This is a genomic window from Paragemmobacter straminiformis, assembly GCF_014243445.1.
Classification (GTDB): Bacteria; Pseudomonadota; Alphaproteobacteria; order Rhodobacterales; family Rhodobacteraceae; genus Paragemmobacter; species Paragemmobacter straminiformis.
Genome location: NZ_JACLQD010000002.1, coordinates 662,363 through 679,882 on the forward strand (window position 1 = coordinate 662,363; position 17,520 = coordinate 679,882).

At 65.5% G+C, this 17,520-nt stretch carries 15 protein-coding genes and 5 tRNA genes; 6 read left to right on the forward strand and 14 right to left on the reverse strand.

The genetic code is table 11. The features are described from left to right. Positions 1-112: 112 nt before the first annotated feature. The gene (locus H7F16_RS08995) at positions 113-679 is read right to left on the reverse strand and encodes a 5-aminolevulic acid synthase (protein ID WP_185797224.1); all 567 of its coding nucleotides are present in this window, start codon (positions 677-679) and stop codon (positions 113-115) included. A 116-nt stretch (positions 680-795) separates the two neighbouring features. Here H7F16_RS08995 and H7F16_RS09000 point away from each other — a divergent pair, with 116 nt between their 5' ends. Both H7F16_RS09000 and H7F16_RS09005 read left to right on the forward strand, forming a co-directional pair. After that, positions 796-2,181, forward strand: coding sequence for a M20/M25/M40 family metallo-hydrolase (locus H7F16_RS09000; protein WP_185797225.1), 1,386 nt, complete (start codon positions 796-798; stop codon positions 2,179-2,181). After that, positions 2,178-2,612, forward strand: coding sequence for a GNAT family N-acetyltransferase (locus H7F16_RS09005; protein ID WP_185797226.1), 435 nt, complete (start codon positions 2,178-2,180; stop codon positions 2,610-2,612). Before H7F16_RS09000 ends, H7F16_RS09005 begins: the two co-directional genes overlap by 4 nt. A 45-nt stretch (positions 2,613-2,657) precedes the next feature. Here H7F16_RS09005 and H7F16_RS09010 read toward each other — a convergent pair. The 3 genes from H7F16_RS09010 to H7F16_RS09020 all read right to left on the reverse strand — a co-directional run bounded on the left by H7F16_RS09010 (position 2,658) and on the right by H7F16_RS09020 (position 3,983). Continuing rightward, positions 2,658-2,734, reverse strand: a tRNA-Asp gene (locus tag H7F16_RS09010). Positions 2,735-2,759: 25 nt separating this feature from the next. Further along, positions 2,760-2,836 (reverse strand) — tRNA-Asp (locus H7F16_RS09015). A gap of 214 nt (positions 2,837-3,050) precedes the next feature. Continuing rightward, positions 3,051-3,983, reverse strand: a complete 933-nt coding sequence (locus tag H7F16_RS09020) for a pirin family protein (protein ID WP_185797227.1) — start codon at positions 3,981-3,983, stop codon at positions 3,051-3,053. Between the two features lie 215 nt (positions 3,984-4,198). Here H7F16_RS09020 and H7F16_RS09025 point away from each other — a divergent pair, with 215 nt between their 5' ends. Next, positions 4,199-4,399, forward strand: a complete 201-nt coding sequence (locus tag H7F16_RS09025) for a hypothetical protein (protein WP_185797228.1) — start codon at positions 4,199-4,201, stop codon at positions 4,397-4,399. A 35-nt stretch (positions 4,400-4,434) separates the two neighbouring features. Here the strand turns inward: H7F16_RS09025 and H7F16_RS09030 are convergent, their stop codons facing one another. The 9 genes from H7F16_RS09030 to H7F16_RS09070 all read right to left on the reverse strand — a co-directional run bounded on the left by H7F16_RS09030 (position 4,435) and on the right by H7F16_RS09070 (position 13,794). Continuing rightward, positions 4,435-5,730, reverse strand: coding sequence for an aspartate aminotransferase family protein (locus H7F16_RS09030; protein WP_185797229.1), 1,296 nt, complete (start codon positions 5,728-5,730; stop codon positions 4,435-4,437). Positions 5,731-5,732: 2 nt separating this feature from the next. Beyond that, positions 5,733-6,773: a phosphotransferase gene (locus tag H7F16_RS09035; protein WP_185797230.1), complete on the reverse strand. Its 1,041-nt coding sequence runs from the start codon at positions 6,771-6,773 to the stop codon at positions 5,733-5,735. 89 nt (positions 6,774-6,862) lie between these two features. After that, positions 6,863-6,938 (reverse strand) — tRNA-Val (locus tag H7F16_RS09040). Between the two features lie 128 nt (positions 6,939-7,066). Next, positions 7,067-7,141: transfer RNA gene (locus H7F16_RS09045), tRNA-Val, on the reverse strand. 13 nt (positions 7,142-7,154) lie between these two features. Beyond that, complete coding sequence (locus H7F16_RS09050) at positions 7,155-7,553, reverse strand: HU family DNA-binding protein (protein WP_185797231.1); 399 nt, start codon at positions 7,551-7,553, stop codon at positions 7,155-7,157. 145 nt (positions 7,554-7,698) lie between these two features. Then, positions 7,699-10,104, reverse strand: a complete 2,406-nt coding sequence (gene lon / locus H7F16_RS09055; RefSeq protein ID WP_185797232.1) for an endopeptidase La — start codon at positions 10,102-10,104, stop codon at positions 7,699-7,701. Between the two features lie 215 nt (positions 10,105-10,319). Then, positions 10,320-11,450 (reverse strand): tRNA guanosine(34) transglycosylase Tgt, encoded by a 1,131-nt coding sequence (gene tgt, locus H7F16_RS09060; RefSeq protein WP_185797233.1) that lies wholly within the window; start codon positions 11,448-11,450, stop codon positions 10,320-10,322. 433 nt (positions 11,451-11,883) lie between these two features. Beyond that, the gene (locus H7F16_RS09065; protein WP_185797234.1) at positions 11,884-12,282 is read right to left on the reverse strand and encodes a hypothetical protein; all 399 of its coding nucleotides are present in this window, start codon (positions 12,280-12,282) and stop codon (positions 11,884-11,886) included. A 252-nt stretch (positions 12,283-12,534) separates the two neighbouring features. Next, a complete protein-coding gene (locus H7F16_RS09070; RefSeq protein ID WP_185797235.1) occupies positions 12,535-13,794 on the reverse strand; it encodes a Coenzyme F420 hydrogenase/dehydrogenase, beta subunit C-terminal domain in 1,260 nt (419 codons plus the stop codon). Between the two features lie 200 nt (positions 13,795-13,994). On the opposite strand from H7F16_RS09070, the gene H7F16_RS09075 reads away from it, so the two are divergent. The 3 genes from H7F16_RS09075 to H7F16_RS09085 all read left to right on the forward strand — a co-directional run bounded on the left by H7F16_RS09075 (position 13,995) and on the right by H7F16_RS09085 (position 15,115). Further along, positions 13,995-14,084 (forward strand) — tRNA-Ser (locus tag H7F16_RS09075). A gap of 240 nt (positions 14,085-14,324) precedes the next feature. Next, on the forward strand, positions 14,325-14,522 hold the full coding sequence (locus H7F16_RS09080; protein ID WP_185797236.1) for a hypothetical protein: 198 nt from the start codon (positions 14,325-14,327) through the stop codon (positions 14,520-14,522). Between the two features lie 269 nt (positions 14,523-14,791). Continuing rightward, on the forward strand, positions 14,792-15,115 hold the full coding sequence (locus tag H7F16_RS09085) for a type II toxin-antitoxin system HicB family antitoxin (protein WP_185797237.1): 324 nt from the start codon (positions 14,792-14,794) through the stop codon (positions 15,113-15,115). A 34-nt stretch (positions 15,116-15,149) separates the two neighbouring features. Here H7F16_RS09085 and H7F16_RS09090 read toward each other — a convergent pair whose 3' ends face one another. Further along, complete coding sequence (locus H7F16_RS09090) at positions 15,150-17,507, reverse strand: YbcC family protein (protein WP_185797238.1); 2,358 nt, start codon at positions 17,505-17,507, stop codon at positions 15,150-15,152. Positions 17,508-17,520 lie beyond the last annotated feature (13 nt).

The window sequence follows — 17,520 nt, forward strand, 5'->3', positions numbered from 1 at the left end:
GGTTTGCGACCCGTGGTAAAGATGAGTCCCGGACGCGGCCTTGACTTGGGTCAAGTCACGCCGCTTGGAAAGGGCCTTTGGCCGAAAACCGGCAAGGCCGATTGTCGCAGCCCTAGCCCTTGATCGCCACGGCGCAATCGACGGCTTTCGGGTTCTTTTCGACACAGGCGGCGATGGCGGCGGCTTCATCCGCGCCGATGCCCCATGACCCCGTGGCCGCAGAAAGCGCCATCGCGCCGCCGTCATAGGCCGACTGGAAGGCGGCGGTCGCGTCGGACGACAGTTGCACACCGCCCGGCTGCCACCCCTCGGGGCGGACGACGGCGGCGACGACGCATTCGGCGGCCCCCGTCTTTTTGGCATTGCATTCGGCCAGCGCCACGGCCGAGGCCGCTTCGACCGAATGGTAATTGGCGGCGGCGACTGTGGCTTCCGACATCAGCCCCTCGTCGGGGGAAATGGCGATGGCGGCATAGTAAAGCTGGTCGCGGGCGACCATTTTCAGAACCTTGGACTGGTCCTTGGGCAAAAGATCGGGGGCGGTCATTTCGACCTCGGCGGCCTTGGGGGCGAAAAGCGTGGCCGATGCGGAATCGCCCGAGGCGACATCTTGCGCGAAGGCGCAGGGGATGCCGGCCAAAAGGGCCAGTGCCAGCCCGCCGAAGGTTGCCTTTGACATTCGTTCTCTCCGTCCGCTCGTACCGTCTGGCGCGTCTTTTAGCGCGGCTCTGCCGCTCTGGACAGGGGCGGAAGTGCTGATAGGGTCGCCATCGCATCACAAGAAGGAGACAGCCCATGACAGCCCGCGCCGATCTTGACGCCGTTCTGAACCGGATCGATCAGGACTTGCCCGACGCGCTTGCGCGACTGATGGAGCTGTTGCGGATCCCGTCGATCTCGACCGACCCCGCCTACAAGGCCGAGTGCGCGAAGGCGGCGGACTGGCTGGTCGAGGATTTGCGGACGCTGGGCTTCGAGGCCGCGTCGCGGCCCACGCCGGGCCATCCGATGGTGGTGGCGCATGGCGGGACAGGCGGCAAGCATGTGCTGTTTTACGGCCATTACGATGTGCAGCCGGTCGATCCCCTGTCGCTGTGGGACCGCGACCCGTTCGACCCCGAGGTGCAGGATACGCCCAAGGGCAAGGTGATCCGTGCGCGCGGCGCGTCGGATGACAAGGGGCAGTTGATGACCTTCATCGAAGCCTGCCGCGCGTGGAAGGCCGTGCATGGCAGCCTGCCCGCAAAGCTGACGATCTTTCTCGAGGGCGAGGAGGAATCGGGTTCGCCCTCGCTGATCCCGTTCATGCAGGAGAACGCGGACGAGTTGCGGGCCGAGTTGGCGCTGATCTGCGATACGGGGCTGTTCGAGGATGCGGTGCCCGCCATCACGACCATGCTGCGCGGGCTGGCGAAATCGGAATTCACCCTGCGGGCTGCGGACCGCGACCTGCATTCGGGCATGTATGGCGGCCTTGCGCGCAACCCCTTGCACGTGCTGACGCGGATTCTGGCGGGGCTGCATGACGACTCGGGGCGTGTGCAGGTGCCGGGCTTCTATGACGACGTGGCCGAATTGCCCGACAGCCTGCGCCAGCAATGGCAGGCGCTGGCTTTCGACCACCGCAAGTTCCTTGGCGATGTCGGCCTGTCGGTGCCTGCGGGCGAAGCCGACCGCACGCCGCTGGAAATGATCTGGTCGCGCCCGACGGCCGAAGTGAACGGGCTTTGGGGCGGCTACAATGGCGCGGGATTCAAGACGGTGCTGCCGTCGGAGGCCCATGCCAAGGTGAGTTTCCGGCTGGTGTCGGCGCAGGACCCCGCCAAGGTGCTGACCGCCTTTCGGACTTGGGCCGAGGCGCAACTGCCGCCCGATTGCGAGATCATCTGGCATGATGCGGTCGAGGGAAGCCCCGCTTCGGTCATGTCGATCGAGGATCCCGCCTTCGAGGCCGCGCGGGCGGCGCTGACCGAGGAATGGGGGCGGTCGGCGGCCTTTGTCGGCGCGGGCGGATCGATTCCGATCGCGGGGTATTTCAAGACCTATCTGGGCATGGACGCGATGCTGATCGGCTTTGGCCGCGATGACGACCAGATCCATTCGCCCAACGAGAAATACGACCTCGACTGTTTCCACAAGGGCATCCGGTCCTGGGCGCGCGTCTTGGCGAGGCTGGCATGATCCGCGACGCGACCCCGCAGGACGAGGCGGGCTGGCGCGGGCTTTGGGACCAGTACCTTGCCTTTTACGATGTGACGCTGGCGCCCGAGGTGACGGAGGCCACATGGGCGCGGCTGATGGACCCGGCCAGCCCCGTCAAGGCGCGGCTGGCCTTTGACGGCGGCGAGATGGTGGGTTTTGCCATCCACCTCAACCATCCGTCGACTTGGGTTCTGGGGAACGATTGCTATCTGGAGGACCTGTTCCTGTCGCCCGCCGCCCGTGGCAAGGGGATGGGGCGTGCCCTGATCGAGGATTTGCAGGCGCTGGCCCGAGCCAAGGGCTGGCACCGGCTTTACTGGCACACCGACGAAGGCAACAGCGTGGCCCGGCGGCTTTACGACCGTTTCACCCCCTATGACGGGCATGTGCGCTACCGCATGACGCTGTGAGGAAAAGCAAAAAGGCGACCCGATCGGGTCGCCTTTTTTGAAGAGTGGCGCGGTTGACGGGGCTCGAACCCGCGACCCCCGGCGTGACAGGCCGGTACTCTAACCAACTGAGCTACAACCGCGCAATACGTTCGGGAGGGAGGGCTGTGGCGCGGTTGACGGGGCTCGAACCCGCGACCCCCGGCGTGACAGGCCGGTACTCTAACCAACTGAGCTACAACCGCGTATCCACGGCCCGGCCCTCCGAACGTGAGCGGGTATTACGGAAGGGCGCGGGCGGCGTCAAGCGACCTTTCGGATTTTTTCGCCGCTCGCCGCGACTTGCGGGATTTACGCAAATCCCGCAGCGGTTTCTGACGCAGAAACCGCTTCCGACCGTTGGCGCAGAACCGGAATTTGCGCCAAATTCCGGCGCGATTTTTGCATCAAAAATCGCCCTTACGGCGCCGGAATGAACTCTGCATCATCCCCCGGCGGCAGGCGGAAGCGGCCATGCGCCCAGTCGCCGGCGCGCCATGCTTCCTTGGCGGCCTCGATGCGCTCTTTCGACGAGGCGACGAAATTCCACCAGATATGACGCGGACCATCCATCGTCGCACCGCCCAGCAGCATCAGGCGCGCGCCATCCTCGCCCGCCCTGACCGAGATGCGGTCGCCGGGGCGGAACACCAGCATCTGGCCCGCAGGAAAGGTCTGGCCGCCCACCGAAACGCTGCCCGCGATGATGTAGATGCCGCGATCCTCGTGGTCATCGGGAAGGGGAATCGCGGCGCGGGGGGACAGGGTGGCATCGGCGTAGAACACCTCGGACGGGGTTTTCAGATCGACCCGTTCGCCCCATGCCGTGCCAAGGATCAGCTTGACCTGCTTGCCCTCGCCTTCGAGGTCGGGCAGGGCCGCGCCGTGGGCGTGGTGGAAGGCGGCGGGGTCATCCTCGTTCGCCTTTGGCAGGGCAAGCCATGTCTGAAGGCCGAAGAGGCCATGGGGCGACTGGCGCATCGGGCCATCGGTGCGTTCGGAATGGGTGATGCCGTGGCCTGCGAACATCAGGTTCACCGCCCCCGGTTCGATCCACTGGTCGGTGCCGAGGCTGTCGCGGTGGTGCATCTTGCCCTTGAGCAGGTAGGTCACCGTGGCAAGCCCGATATGGGGGTGGGGGCGCACGTCGATGCCCTGCCCCGTCAGAAATTCGGCGGGGCCCATCTGGTCGAAAAAGATGAAGGGCCCGACCATCTGGCGCTGGGCCGAGGGCAAGGCGCGGCGCACCTCGAAGCCGCCAAGGTCGCGGGCGCGGGGCACGATCACCGTCTCGATGGCATCGACGGCATCGCCGATCGGGATCGACGGGTCGAGGGCGGGGTTCCAGCTCATATCGGCCTCCGGAGTTTCATTCTGAAAAGATAGGGGATCGGGGGGCCGCTGTCATGCACCCTGCCCCGCGCCGTCTCTGTGCGGTGAGGCACAGAGCGCGCAAGAATCTTGCGGGCCGAGGGAACCGGAACCGCAGTTCGGGCGCTGTGGGGGTGGACCGGTTGGCTTCGCTTGCCCAGCCCGCGCGGTCGGATCAGCCAAAGGACATGCTGCCCATGAAACCTGTCAAAACCACCGCCGCCGCCCTGCTTTTCGCGCTTGTCGCCCAGACCGCCCTTGCCGGCGGCATGGCCGAGCCGGTCACCGAGCCGGTCATGGCCCCCGCCGTTGTCGAACAGCAGACCAGTTCGAGTGCGCAGGGGCTGATCGTGCCCTTGCTGCTGCTGGTCGTTCTTGCCGCGGCTGTTTCGAATTGATCGCTGCCAAGGGGGGCTTTCGCGCCCCCCTTGCGTTAGAGCCGCTTCAGGACACGCTCTAGCCGCTCGGCAAAGAGCGCGACATGCGCGCTGCCAAAGACCAGCGGCGGGCGTATCTTGAGGACGTTGCCATTTGGGCCGGTCGCGCTGATGAGAACGCGCTCGTCGCGCAGGCCGTTGACGATGCGGGCGGCCATTGCGGCATCGGGCTTGCCGTCGGTCACGATGTCGAGCCCCAGGAACAGCCCGGCGCTTCGCAGATCGCCCAGACGCGGGTCGGTCAGGCCGCGCAGGGCGGTGGCGAATTCCGCCCCGACCTTGCGGGCGTTTTCCTGAAGCCCCTCGCCCTCGACCACGTCAAGAACGGCCATCGCGGTTGCGGCGGCTACGGCATTGCCGCCGAAGGTGTTGAAGTAACGGGCCTTTGCGCCGAAATCCTTGACCACATGCGGTTGCAGGACAAGCCCCGCCACCGGATAGCCGTTGCCCATCGGCTTGCCGAGCGAGACCATGTCGGGCAGCACGGCGTGACGCGCGAACCCCCACATCGCATCGCCCGTGCGGCCGAAACCGGGCTGCACCTCGTCGGCGATGAACAGGCCCCCTGCGGCGTGGATGGCATCGACCGCACCTTGCAGAAAACCGGCGGGGGCGGCGAAAACCCCGTCCGAGGAAAAGATGGTATCGACGATCAGCACGGCGGGTTTGATGCCGTGGCGGATCAGGTCGTCGATGGCGGCCTGCACATGGGCGGTAAAGGTTGCGGCCGGGTCGCCAAGGCGCGCATCGGGGGCCGGAACGGTGCGGACATGGCCGCCCAGCGGCACGCCGGGGCCGAGAGAGGGCGAGAATTCGGCCACGGCCGCCGTCACACCGTGATAGGCGTTTTCGGTGACGATCACCCCCATGCCGCCCGTCGCCGCGCGGGCAAGGCGGATGGCAAGGTCATTCGCCTCGGACCCCGTGCAGGTGAACATCACGTGGCAAAGCTCTGACGGGAAATGGGAAAGCAGCCTTTCGGCATAGCTGAGAACCGTGTCGTGCAGATAGCGGGTGTGGCTGGCAAGCAGCGCCGACTGGCGGGCGGTGGCGGCCAGCACATGCGGGTGGCAATGCCCGACCGAGGCCACGTTGTTGTAGGTGTCGAGGTAGGCGTTGCCTTCGGGGTCGTAAAGCCAGACGCCCTCGCCCCGCACCAGATGGACGGGGGTCTGGTAGAACAGGCGATACGCGGGGCCAAGCACGCGCTGGCGGCGGGCGACGAGTTGCGCTTCGGTTTCGGGCAGGTCGACCGCTCCGGCGACAAAGGCGTTGGGCATCGGGTCGCGCATGACTACCTCGCTACGGGGCAAGCGGATGAAAGGGCGGCGGCGACCTCGACCGGGTCGAGTGCGGCAAGAGATTGCAGCCCCGCCCGCGCCGAGGGGAAATTGCGCAGGATATAGGGGGCGTTTTCGGGGTATTTCGCGGCGCGCCAGCTTGCGATGGCGATGGTGGTGACCATGCGGGCGGCGACAAGGTCGAAGTAGACGCCCAGCTCGTCGCGGGTAAGAGGGTTCACCGCGTGATAGGCCGCCGCAAAGCGGGTGAGCGAGCCAAGCGCGTCTTCGCGGTCGATGCGGTAGGCTGCCGCGACGGCAAGGTCGCAGACAAGCGGCGTGCGGACCATGTCACCGAAGTCGAGGATGCCCGCCACGCGGTCGGGGGCTGCGGGGTCGACCAGCACGTTATGCGGGTTGAGGTCGCTGTGGACCACCTGCCAGCGCAGGCGGGGCAGGTGCGGCGCCACGCTTGCGGCGAAACGATGCAGCACGTCGGCGCAAAGGTCACGCGCGACGGGATCTGAGATATCATCAAGCAGGGCAACGAGTTGCGCTGCGTTCTTGATATCCCATTGCAAGATGTGGTCGGCGCCGGAATCGGCAAAGCCGGACAGGGCGCGGGTCAGGCGGGCAAGCATCTGCGCCAGCGCCACCGATTGAGCGGGGCTTTGCGGGGCCGCGTGCAACGGCACGCCGTCGAGCCAGGTCAGCACCCGCATCAGATGGCCATCGGGCAGGACCACATCATCCTGACCGTCCAGCGCGGCAACAACGCGGGGCACGGGCAGCCCTGCATCCTGTGCCGCGATATGGCGCAGGGCACGGTTCTGCATGCGCTGGATGCCGTGGCCTTCGGCAAGGTTGGCGATCTTGACGACGAAGCCGCCTTGCGGTCCGGCCAGATGGTGGTTGAGGTCGCGCTCGGAGGTGAGCGGTGACAGGCGCCCTGTCAGGCCCCAGTGGCGGGCCGCAAGGTCGGCCACCTGATCCGCCGAAAAGGCGGGTGGCAAGGTGTCGAGCGATCCGCCAAGCGGCGGCGTGATGATGGTCATGGTCCCCTCCGGCCCCTTGTCCCCTGTTTGACCAAGAAGTGCCGCGAAAGGAAAGCCGGAATTGATCGGCGCGATTTCTGGGGGGGATATGGTGGGCGGTGAGGGACTCGAACCCCCGACAACCTCGGTGTAAACGAGACGCTCTACCAACTGAGCTAACCGCCCGCCCTTGCCGCGGGGTTTAGCCCAAGCGGGGCCGTGGCGGCAAGCGCAAAAGGCAGGGCAAAAGGCGGGTCGGGCTGGGGGGAGCCAAAATGCAAGAAGCGCCGCACGGGGCGACGCTTCCTGTAGCATGGTGGGCGATAACGGATTTGAACCGCTGACATCTTCGATGTGAACGAAGCGCTCTACCGCTGAGCTAATCGCCCGATGGCGCGGTGTTTAGCTGTCTTCACCGACCTCTGCAAGGGCCTCTTTCCGCGGTTTCGGGGCAATCTTTTCGCCCGCGCCGCGCAGCTTGACGGTCATCGAGGACTCGCGCCCCTCGCCCTTGGAGCGGGCGATCTTGGCACGGCCGAAGGGCGGAAGATTCAGCGCTTCGCCCTTTTGCAACGCCTCGCCCAAGGCGGCGAGCGTGGCTTCGACGATTTCCTTGACGACCTTTTTCTTGCCACCGACGGCTTCGGTGACGCGGTCGACCAGTTCCTTTTTCTTCAGCTGCGGGCCGTGGTCGGGCTTGGCCGCATCGGCTGCGGGGTCGGCACTGACCGCCGTTTCGGGTTTTGCCTTGGGTGTGGTGATCTTTTTCGCTGTCGGCTTCTTCGTCGCTGTCGCGGCCATGTGCTCGCCCCCTGATATCGCCCTAACAGGCGTTGTTTTATCGAAAGATAGACGCAAGACGCGAGCGATGCCAGCGGCACGAGGGGCCGGAACGAAAAAGGGGCGCGCCCTGTGGCACGCCCCCTTCGGTCACATTGTCACGCGATCAATGCGCGGTTTGCACCGGCAGGTCCGAGGCCGCCTTGCGCGCCGCTGCGGCGGCCTCTTCGGCGGCTTCGTCCCATTCGACAGGCTCGGGCTGGCGGACAAGGGCCAGCTTCAACACCTCGCGCACATGGCTGACCGGAACGATGGTCATGCCGTTTTTCACGCTGTCAGGAATGTCGGCCAGATCCTTGGCGTTCTCTTGCGGGATCAGCACGGTCTTGATGCCACCGCGCAGGGCGGCCAGCAGCTTTTCCTTCAGCCCGCCGATGGCAAGCGCGTTGCCGCGCAGCGTCACCTCGCCCGTCATGGCGATGTCCTTGCGCACGGGAATACCCGTGAGGACGGACACGATAGAGGTCACCATCGCCAGACCGGCCGAGGGGCCATCCTTGGGGGTGGCGCCTTCGGGCACGTGAACGTGGATGTCGAGCGTTTCGAACTTGGGCGGCTTGATGCCCAGCTCGGGGCTGATCGAGCGGACGTAGGATGCCGCCGCCTCGATCGATTCCTTCATCACATCGCCCAGCTTGCCGGTCGTCTTCATTCGCCCCTTGCCGGGCAGTTTCAGCGCCTCGATGGACAAGAGATCGCCGCCCACGCTGGTCCAGGCAAGACCGGTGACCACGCCGACCTGATCTTCCTGTTCGGCAAGACCGTAGCGGTAGCGTTTGACGCCGAGGTATTCTTCAAGCTTCTCGGGCGTCACCTCGACGGATTTGCCCTTTTTCTTGACGATCTCGGTCACGGCCTTGCGCGCGAGCTTGGCGATCTCGCGTTCGAGGTTCCGCACGCCCGCTTCGCGGGTATAGGTGCGGATCATCTCGGTCAGGGCGGCATCGTCGATCTTGAACTCGCCCTTTTTCAGGCCGTGGTTGGCGACCTGCTTTTCGATCAGGTGCTGTTTGGCGATCTCGCGCTTCTCGTCCTCGGTGTAGCCCGCCAGCGTGATGATCTCCATCCGGTCCAGCAGGGGGCCGGGCATGTTGTAGGAGTTCGCGGTGGTGATGAACATCACGTTCGACAGGTCGTATTCCACTTCGAGATAGTGGTCCACGAAGGTTGCGTTCTGTTCGGGGTCCAGCACCTCGAGCATGGCGCTTGCGGGATCGCCACGGAAATCCTGCCCCATCTTGTCGATTTCATCGAGCAGGATGAGCGGATTGGTGGTTTTCGCCTTTTTCAGCGCCTGGATGATCTTGCCGGGCATCGAGCCGATATAGGTGCGCCGGTGGCCCCTGATCTCGGATTCGTCGCGCACGCCGCCAAGCGAGATGCGGATGAACTCGCGCCCCGTGGCTTTCGCGACCGAACGGCCAAGCGAGGTCTTGCCCACGCCGGGAGGGCCGACGAGGCAGAGGATCGGACCCTTGAGCTTGGCCGAACGGGCCTGCACCGCAAGATATTCGATGATCCGTTCCTTGACCTTTTCGAGCCCGTAGTGATCGGCGTTCAGCACGTCTTCGGCGCGGCCGAGGTCTTTCTTGACCTTGGATTTCACGCCCCACGGAACGCCCAGAAGCCAGTCGAGGTAATTGCGCACCACGGTGGCCTCGGCCGACATGGGCGACATGGACTTCAGCTTCTTGACCTCGGCATCCGCCTTTTCGCGGGCTTCCTTGGACAGTTGCGTCTTGCGGATACGCTCTTCAAGCTCGTTGATCTCGTTCTGGCCGTCCTCGCCATCGCCCAGTTCGCGCTGGATCGCCTTCATCTGCTCGTTGAGGTAATATTCGCGCTGCGTCTTTTCCATCTGGGTCTTGACGCGGGATTTGATCTTCTTCTCGACCTGAAGCACGGACATTTCGCCCTGCATCTGGCCGTAGACCTTTTCCAGACGCTCGGCCACGTCGAGCGTTTCGAGAAGATCCTGTTTCTGGCCCACGTCGATGCCGAGATGGCCCGAGACGAGGTCGGCCAGACGCGCGGGTTCGCGCGTTTCCGAAACGGCGGCAAGCGCCTCTTCGGGGATGTTCTTCTTGATCTTGGCGTAGCGTTCGAATTCTTCCGCCACGGCACGGATCAGCGCGTCGACCGAAGCCTTGTCGCCGGGCGTTTCATCGAGGGTGTCGGCCTGCGCCTCGAAGAACGAGGGGTTGGCGAGGAATTCGGTGATCTTCACCCGCGCCTTGCCCTCGACCAGCACCTTGACGGTGCCATCGGGCAATTTCAGCAGTTGCAGCACATTGGCAAGCACACCCACACGATAGATCGCATCGGTGCCCGGATCATCCACGCTGGGGTCGATCTGGCTGGACAGCAGGATCTGCTTGTCATCGGCCATGACCTCTTCCAGTGCCCGCACCGATTTTTCGCGTCCGACGAAAAGCGGCACGATCATATGCGGGAACACCACGATATCGCGGAGCGGAAGCACCGGATAACTTTGGGAAAGCGGTTCGCTCATGATATTTCCTTGTCTGGCAGGAAAGCTCCGGCCCCGGTCTTCGGCAGCACTCGGCTTTCCCCTGTTCGCCCCCTATATCTGGGGGGGCACATAGGGCGAGTCAACCACGCCTTTGGCGAATATGATGCGCCCCTGTCAAGGCGGGGGCAAGCAAGCTTTGCGGCGCATTCGCGGCATTTGCGCCCATGAAACGGTGGGTTCCATCCCTTTGGCGGTCAGAGCGGTTCGATGTCGCCCTGCGCGCGGCGGGCGTGGAAATCGGCGACAAAGGCCGCAAGGCTTCCTGCGGCGATGGCGTCGCGCAGGCCCTGCATCAATTCCTGATAGTAATGCAGGTTGTGCCAGGTCATCAGCATCGAGGCGATGATCTCGCCGGCCTTGTTCACATGGTGCAGATAGGCGCGGGAATAGTTGCGGCAGGCGGGACAGCCGCAGTGTTCGTCCAGAGGCCGCGGGTCGTTCTGGTGGCGGGCGTTCTTGATGTTGATCTGGCCCATGCGGGTCCATGCCTGCCCCGTGCGCCCCGAGCGCGAGGGAAGCACGCAATCCATCATGTCGATGCCACGCTCGACCGCGCCCACGATGTCGTCGGGTTTGCCCACGCCCATCAGGTAACGCGGCTTGTCCTCGGGCAAAAGGCCCGGGGCGTAGTTCAGCACGTCGAACATGGCCTCTTGCCCCTCGCCCACGGCCAAACCGCCAACGGCATAGCCGTCAAAACCGATGGCGCGCAGGGCGGCGGCGGATTCCTCGCGCAGCGCGCGGGTGACGCCGCCTTGCATGATGCCGAAAAGCGCATGTCCGGGGCGGTCGCCAAAGGCATCGCGCGAGCGTTGCGCCCAACGCATCGACAGGCGCATGGATTTCGCCACCTCGGCATCGGTGGCGGGCAGCGCGGGGCATTCGTCGAAGCACATGACGATGTCAGAGCCGAGAAGCTTCTGGATCTCCATGCTGCGTTCGGGCGAGAGCATGTGCTTGGAGCCGTCGATATGGCTCGAGAAGCGGACGCCCTCTTCGGTCAGCTTGCGCAGTGAGGCGAGCGACATGACCTGAAACCCGCCCGAGTCCGTAAGGATCGGCCTGTCCCAGTTCATGAACCGATGCAGGCCGCCCAGTGCCGCGATGCGTTCGGCGGTGGGGCGCAACATCAGGTGATAGGTGTTTCCAAGCAGGATGTCGGCGCCCGTGGCGCGCACGCTTTCGGGCAGCATCGCCTTGACGGTCGCGGCGGTGCCGACCGGCATGAAGGCCGGGGTGCGGATCGCGCCGCGCGTGGTTTCGATCACGCCCGTGCGTGCCTTGCCGTCGGTCGCGTGAACCGTGAAGCCGAACCCTGCCGCCATGATGCGCCCCCTTTGGAAAAGCGGCCCCTTTTGCGGCAAAGGCCGCGCAAAGGAAAGCCCCCTGTTCCGCGCCCTGCCCCGCATTTTCCGCCCGCTTTCCCGTGCCCTGTTCCCCAAGGAACAGCGGCAGGGCGGGGAATCGGCCACAACAGGGGGGCAGAGGCACAGGATGCCTGTGTTTGAAACCACGGCAAAGACTTTGAACGGTTGTTTTGGCCCGTAGATGCGGGCACCGCATATTGACCGACACGCGACTGGATTGGTCGGAGGGCGCGGATTTCAGGCCCGACGGCTGCGGTTTGACCGCCTTTTCAACCGGGAATTATGCCCGCAGTCAGTGTCATATTCGCCCATTGGGCAAAAGGGGGGCCGTCGGTGGGCGGCCCCCTGTTCGCATCCGTGCAACAGGATCGTCAGAAGCGGGCCTGCGCGGTCAGCGCATCTCGCACAGGGCGGTGCCGGTATCGATGACCACGCGCACCCCGAAGCTGAGCCGGTAGAACACCGTCGGTTCGGTGTTCGGACCGTCGGACTTGCGCGGGATCGGCGAGAGATTGCGGCTTTCGATCATGCAGGTGACGGGCGGGGCGGCACCCGCGACGGGACCGAGCTGGAACAGGTCGAGGCCGCAGTCACGCGCGCGGTCGCGGTCGAGCGTGCCGCAAGACATGTCGGAGATATCGTGGAAGCGGCGGCTTATGGGGTCGTAGATCGCCTCGCCGGCGCTGAGTTCCTCGACGGCGGTGTAATCGTCGGGCGCCACTCCGGTTCGGAGTTTCGTCCCCGCCGCAAGCATGCGGACAGAGAGCAAGGCAAAGCTCTGGTCGGTCATTTGGCAGCCACTCGCAAGAGGACACTCGGAACAGGCGCCCTTGTCCCCCCCAGGATTTCGGACGCCTTTTATTTATCGCACTTTCCCGCCACCCGATCAACAAGATGCTGCCGGAATGGGGCGCGCCCTTGGCGTTGTGGAAGAATGCGCGACAATTACCGGGCCAAAGCGGGGCATGTTTCCAAACGGGAAACAATCGGTGGGCTGACGGGCCAAGACACAGCGGCGTTGGCCGGAAAAGCGAATCGCGTGTCAGGTCTTGTCGGTGTCGCGGCGCTCGTGATCGGCGGGTTCGATGCCGTATTTGCGCACCAATCCCCAGACATGCGCGGGCACCATGTTCTTGACCCGCGCGGGAAAGCTGCGGCGCAGGTGAAGGACGGTCTCGATGGCCTTCATCTCGACCCGCGCGCGCGCGAATTCGAGACCGCGCGGCCCGATGCGCGGTTGCAGGAAGGCGACGACGGGGCGCAGCCAGTCGGGCATGCTGCGCAGGGGCAAGCCGCCCGCCGCGCGTTCGGTGTTGGCCATGAAGCCGCGCACCGCCGTTTCGCGCTTGCCCCTGTCGGTGAGAGGGCGGGTTTTCAGGCGGTCTTGCAGCATGGCCAGAAGGGCAACGCCACGCGGGTTGCGGGCGATCACCCATTGGTCGCCATCGCCGCCCATGTAGCCCACGGTCACATCGGCCAGACGGTTGGTATAGTCGACGCAGGTCTTGCAGGTAACGGGGAAGAAATCGGCGGGCAGTTTGGACAGCGGCAATTTCAGGAATGGCACGAGACGCGGCTTGCGGCCATCGTCGAAGCGCAACTCGACGCGGTAGTCGGCGCGGAATTCGAGATAGCTGATCGTCTGGGGATGCGGGTCGATCTGGCGGAGGAAGGCGTGGAAATTCTCGGTCGTGGTGTTGTCGGAACAGGGGGTTCCGATGACATGGATGCTTTCGAAGCCAAGTTCCGCCTCGAGCGCGCGCAGGGCGTGGACCTGACAGGGAATGCCGATCAGCGCGATGCGGCGGTGGCCTGCCGCAGCGACGGGTTCGAGCAGCGCCAGCGTCGGGGCCCAGCCCATCCGCATGCCGCGCACATTGGCAAGGGCGGCGGGATCGGTCACCACCACGGGCACCGGTTTCCAGCGGTCGAAGGGATCGGGGGCGACGGTCAGAACGGCGGTGACGGTGCCGGTTTCCAGCAGGCGCGCGGCAAGGGCTGTGGTGATGCCGCTCCATTGCGCACCGGCCAGAGGCTTGGCAAGGCGCGCGCGCATCATGCTTTGGGTGACGCCGAAGAAGCCTTCCTCGCCAAGGCCCGGATCGGCGGTGCGCCCGTGGACGCGGCGTTCGAGGCCGGCATAGTCGGGGTTGATGAACTGGCAGGCCTTGCCGCAGGCCTTGCCGTCGCCAAGCCGGGAGACGCCGCAATCGGTGCAAAGCCCCGGCCGCGCCGCGCCGCCGATCACCGGACTTTGCAAGCCGGTATCGAAGCAAAGGTTCGCGGTCTGTCCGTCGGCCATCACATGCCCCAAGACGTCGGTGCGACGTCGCGGGCAGAGTAGCGTTAAAGCGCGGTGCAGTCCAACGAAACTGTCAGAAAAATCTGACAGTTTCGCAGGACGTTTTGTCACGCCCGCGCGCGCCCCGCCCCGGGGTTGGCCGCGAAACCCCGATGGCGGCCCTTGAATACGCCGTAGGGCGTGGTAACCACCCTGCCCAAGGAAGTGTGGCCGAGTGGTTTAAGGCTCTAGTCTTGAAAACTAGCGTAGGGGGAACCCTACCGTGGGTTCGAATCCCACCGCTTCCGCCAAGTCTGCCGATCCGTCTGCCATGGCGCGAACAGGCGGGCGCGGGCATCGCCCTGCCCTTTCAGCCCGTTCCGGCGCCCCTTATGTCGCGGCGCTTGGGCCTGCCCCGCTGTGTGGCGGATGCAGCAGCACCGCGCCCGGAATGGGTGCGCCAGGATTTTTTCCAGCACAGGCGACCCAAACTATAGTATGTAAAGCTTAATTAATAACTTTTGGCGCGGGCAGCACAAACAGGAGACAGGATGTTGCGTATTGATTTTCGACGTGACGAAAGCGGATTGGCACTGACGGAATACCTTGTTCTTCTCGGATTGATCGGCGGCGGGGTGATTTTTACCGTGCTGGCCTTCGGGGGCTATCTGGGCGAAAACTGGCGGAGCTGGTCAGGCATGTATCAAATGCTGAGCGAGACAGCCCCCACTAATGCCAGCGGCCCGTAGATAGGCCACGCCACAGGGCCGCAAATGCGGGCGCAGCCTTCGGGCTGGCGCGCGTTTTAGCCTGTTGCGACCCTGCCGTGAGGGAGTGACCCTACGGACCATCGGTGCGCAAAAGATGTGTAACGTTCTACCCATCCGCATGGATGGAATTTTCATTCTATCATTTTTGCCCGATTCCTGCAAAAAAGGCCCTGCCCGATGCGATGGCGTGCAACAGGGGCTTATCTTGGCGGCGTGTATGGCCTTGTCGATCCAGCGGAAGGTCACAGATGCTTTGCTACACGGCTGTCATCCGCCCCGAAGGGCCGAGTTCCTTTGGCGTGACCTTTCCTGACCTTCCTGGATGTCGTGCCGGATCGGAAACCTGGGCGGGGGTGCCCGAAGCGGCAAAACAGGCGATGGAGACATGGTTTGCAAGCAGGCCGCATGTCGAACCCTCGGCGCTGGCCGCGCTGCTGGATCGTGACGACATCGCGGAGTCGGTTGCGATGGGGGCTTTGCTTTTGCCCGTCTTCTATGCCCGCCGCAGTTTCGGGCAGGCGTCCGGCGCCGTGACCACGCCGGTTGCCGGGGCGGACCACAGAGCCGGGTAAGGGCGGCGGCACGGACCGCCACCCCCTTCTTCTGTCAGGCAGCCTTGCGCGCGGGGCTGGCGAAGGGTTCCCATCCCATGCCTTGCAGGTAGCGGTCGGCCACCTGACCGGCATCGTCGATCCGCAGCAGATGCAGCCATTTCTGGTCGAACAGGTCGCGGACACCTGCATGGCGCGCGAGGATGTCGGTGATCGCCTGGGCCGGAGCCTCGACCAGCACGGTCAGGCGCAGCGGGTCGTGTTGCAGCCTTTCCCCGTCATGCACCGATTGCCACGGCAGGCCGACACGCGGCGCGCCGCCGTGGCCTTCGAGGACGCCGAAGCCGCCCACGACGTTGTGCAAAAGCTTGTTGCCCCCGCCGAACGCCTGCGGCGCGACCGTCGAGCCGTAATATTGCAGGCTGATCCAGCTTGCCACCACGACGGGTGCGGTCAGGATCAGTTCCAGCGTGGCGAACCCCTCGTCCTGCCGCCAGTCGTAGCTGTGCAGGAAGGCCCGGCCGCCGAGGTCGCGGCCCTTGGTGCGAAAGCGGGGGGCGGCTATGAAGCTGGCGCAGCCCGACAGGCCCCATTCGGGACGGGTTTCGGCCCAGTCGCGGGCACGGGCTTGCAGCGCGCGCCCCCGATGGCCCGCGCGCGGCAGCCGTCCGGCCCGTTCGGCACGTGCGATCTGCGCCGCCTGTTGCAGCCAGTGGCCCACGTCGGCCATGCCTTCGGGCGCGTCGAACAAGGTGACCTCGTCGCTGACCGTATCGTGCAGGGCGGCGACGAAGCGGGTGGTTGCGGGCAGGTCGATCCCCTGCCCCGCAAGACCAGCACGGGTTTCGGGGTCATTCAGCAGGGCGGCAAGGGCGCGTGCGCTGACCGCGCCGCTGTGACCGCCGCAGGCGCCGCATTGCAGGGCGGAGCGGTGCGCGTTGTTGACCACATGCGCGCCGTGCCCGACCAAAAGCACCAAGGGCGCGAAGCCCGCACGCAGCGACATGGCCCCCAGAACCTTGGCACCTATGGCGACCTTGGCGTTCCGGTCCAGCCCTTCGATCACGGGGGCGGGCTCGGGGGCTGCGGATTTGCCACCGAAGCCGAGCGCATCGCGCAGCAATTTGGCACCGTAAAGCGGGCCGACCGCCTCGACAAAGGCGAAGGACGAGACGGCGGCCTGCCGGAAGCGGCCCCAAGCGCGGGTCGAGCGGGCGGCGATGCGGGCGGCCTCTTCCACCTGCGGCGCGGCGGCGGGCGCGCTGTTCAGAGCGGGTGCCAGAAGCACGGGCAGATGGGCTTCGGCGGCGACAGCGCCAAAGGGGCGATGGGCGAGCGGCAGGCCGAAGAACCCGGCAAAGCCGATGGTTTCGATGGCCGGATCGAGGCTTTCGAGCGCGCGGCGGAACACCTCGGACCGGACGTCGATGCAGAAGGCCGCTTGCAGCTTCGGGGCAGTGGACTGCGGGGTTTCCCCCTGAAGCGCATCTGCCAGCCGCCGCTGCGCCGCCCGTTCGGCTGCCGATTGAAGCGCCGCGTCGAGCGCGTCGTCATAGCCGGGTGCCGCAGCCGCGCCAAAGGCCACGCGTGCCGCAGCCCAAAGTTCGGCCAAAGGCGCGCCGTAACGGGCGAGCAGTGCCTCGTCCCAGATCAGCCGCAGCGCCAAAAGATCGGCAAGCGACCCGTCGGTGCCGCCCTGAAGCTCGGCCTGCCATAGCTGCCAGCGCGCGGCCTGCGCCCAGCCCCCAAGGCGGTGCAACAGGGCGTGGAAATAAAGCTCGGCCTCGGGCGCGCCGATGCCAAGCGAGGACACGGCGCGGGCCACGGCAGACCATGCATCGTCGGGGGCGGCGGCGGCATGGTCGGCAAAGCCGGTCAAGCCCGCGATTTCGGGCACAAGGTCATGCGTGGCATGGGCGCGCCATGCGGCGTAAAGCCCTTCGCCCGCGGGGAGCGGCCAGAGGGCCTGACCCTGATCGAAACGGGCCGCGCAAAAGCTGCCGATCCGGTCGAGAAGGATCGTCGGCCAGTCGATGCCGGACAGCTGCGCGGCAAGGTCGGCAACCGTCGGGATCGGCTGCAACGGCGCTTCGGGTGCGTCGAGCGCAGCCAGAAGTTCGGGCAAGGTCAGATCGGCCTCGCTGGCTGCCGCTGCGAGATCGGCGTGGGTGATGCGCCCCGCCGCGACCTCGGCCGCGAAGTGGCTGCGCGGCAGGGTCAGGCGCAGCCCCCCGACACGGCCGAGCCGCGCCGAGGTTTCGGCCAGACCCAGCGCCGATTGGCCGAGGAAGGGGTTCACCGCCACTGTGGCCGACAGGGGGAAGGCGGGCGGAATGGCCTGCATCGCGGCGCGGGCGGCGCTGATGATCTCGAGGAAGGGGCCGGTGAAATTGTCGCGGTGTTTGACGAGCATGTCTTTCTCCATC